The sequence below is a fragment of the Streptomyces sp. SID1328 genome (genome assembly GCF_009865595.1).
Taxonomy (GTDB): Bacteria; Actinomycetota; Actinomycetes; order Streptomycetales; family Streptomycetaceae; genus Streptomyces; species Streptomyces griseoluteus.
Map to the genome: position 1 here is coordinate 1 of NZ_WWKH01000693.1, position 462 is coordinate 462.

General features: G+C 77.5%; 1 pseudogene. It reads right to left on the minus strand.

Annotated elements, in window-relative coordinates:
* Positions 1-462: pseudogene (locus tag GT030_RS22005) on the minus strand (polysulfide reductase); the annotation flags it as partial.

Sequence of the window (462 nt, forward strand, 5' to 3'; positions counted from 1 at the left end):
ACCGCCCGCCGTCAGCGCCTCCGCCGCGAGCAGCAGGCGGCGCGCGCCGCCCAGCTCGAAGGGCTCGGCGGCCAGTCCCATACGGCGCTTCTGCCGCCGGAAGGACCCCAGTTCCAGCGCCGCGCCCAGCACGGCCACGCGCCGCGCCGGGCCCGCCTCGGCCCACGGGACGGTGAGCAGCGCCAGTCCGGCCGCCGCCGAGGCGCCCGAACCGGCGAACACGAACGGCAGCTCGCGGTACCCCTCGTGCCAGGAGGGCACCGCCGTGTCCGCGATCAGCACCGCCGTGTAGGTGGCGACGGCCGGCGCCAGAACGGCGGCCCCCGCCGTCGCGGCGACCCCGACGGGCCGGAACCGGCGGACGGCGTCGGTGGCCGCCGCCACCATCGTCAGCGGCGCGTACCCGGACAGCAGCCAGGAGCCCACGCTCATCGGTGAGGTCGGCTTGAAGACCCGGAGCAT